1 protein-coding gene is annotated in these 1233 nt (G+C 74.0%); it reads right to left on the reverse strand.

The window, feature by feature from the left end; all coding sequences use genetic code 11:
* The coding region (locus D9598_RS20855) for a TolC family outer membrane protein (protein ID WP_198368399.1) at positions 1-1233 on the reverse strand (1233 nt) is incomplete at both ends.

Below are 1233 nucleotides of genomic sequence, written 5' to 3' on the forward strand. Positions count from 1 at the left end.
CCGAGGGAGGCGGCGACGGTGTAGCTGGCGGTGACCACGCTGGAGAGCGCCTGGACCAGGCTGACGCGGGCGTTGAGCAGTTCCTGCTCGGCGTTCAGCACGTCGAGCGTGGTGCGGCTGCCGACCACCGCCTCGCGCTGCACGCCGTCGAGGGCGATCTCGGCGGCGCGGATCTGCGAGCGCACGCTCTCCACCTGGGCGCGCGCCGATTGCAGCTGCTCCCAGGCCTGCGTCGCCTGCTGCATCGCCTGCCGCCGCTGGTCGTCCACCACCTGGCGCAGCCGCACCGCGTCCTGCCGCGCCTGCCGCACCGCCGCGTGCTCGGCGCCGCCCTGGTACAGCGGCACCGACAGGTTGGCGGTGATCTGCTGCCCGGTCACCCGGCTGTGCGGCTGCTGGCTGTTGTCCTGCCGGAAGGCCTGCGCCTGCAGGCTCAGCTGCGGCAGCAGCGCCGCCATCTGCACATCCACCGCGTCGCGCGCCGCCGCCTCGTCGAACAGCGAGGCCACCACCGCGGGGTTGTTGCGCATCGCCAGCTCCGCCGCCTCGCCCCCGGCGCGCACCGGCACCGACAACGGCTGCGGCGCCACCAGCCGCTCCGGCGCCAGCCCCACCACCCGCCGGAAGGTCGCCCGGCTGATCTGCAGCGTGCCCTCGGCATTGGCCCGCGCCGAGCGCGCCCCGGCCAGCCGGCTCTCCGCCTGCGCCACGTCGGTGCGCGTGATCTCGCCCACCCGGAAGCGCTCGTTCGTCGCGTCCAGCTGACGCTGCAGCACCTGCACGTTGTTCACGTTCAGCCGCAGCGTCTCCTGGTCGCGGATCACCGCCACATAGGCCGCCACCACATCGGCCAGCACCTGCTGCTCCGCCGCCAGCAGCCGCGCCCGCTGCGCCAGCACCTGGTTCTCCGCCCGCTTGGTCGCGGCCATCGTCCGGCCGCCCTGGTACAGCGGCTGCGTCAGCGTCGCCGTGGTGCCCAGCGTCTGGCGGTCCACATCCGCGTAGATCCCGCGTGAGCGCGCCTGCGCGTCGATGTAGCCGACATTCCCCGCCACCACCACGCTCGGACGCCACCCCGCCAGCGCCTGCGGCACGTTCTCGTCCACCACGCGCAACTGCGCCCGCGCCGTCTGCAGCGCCGGGTTGTTCGCATAGGCCTGCGCCAGCGCCTCCTGCAGGCTCTGGCCCAGCGCCGGACCCGCCACTCCCATCAACGGCAACGATAGCAGGGCC

Origin of the sequence: Roseomonas sp. KE0001 (genome assembly GCF_016107285.1) — a bacterium.
In the GTDB taxonomy this organism is placed as follows: domain Bacteria; phylum Pseudomonadota; class Alphaproteobacteria; order Acetobacterales; family Acetobacteraceae; genus Pseudoroseomonas.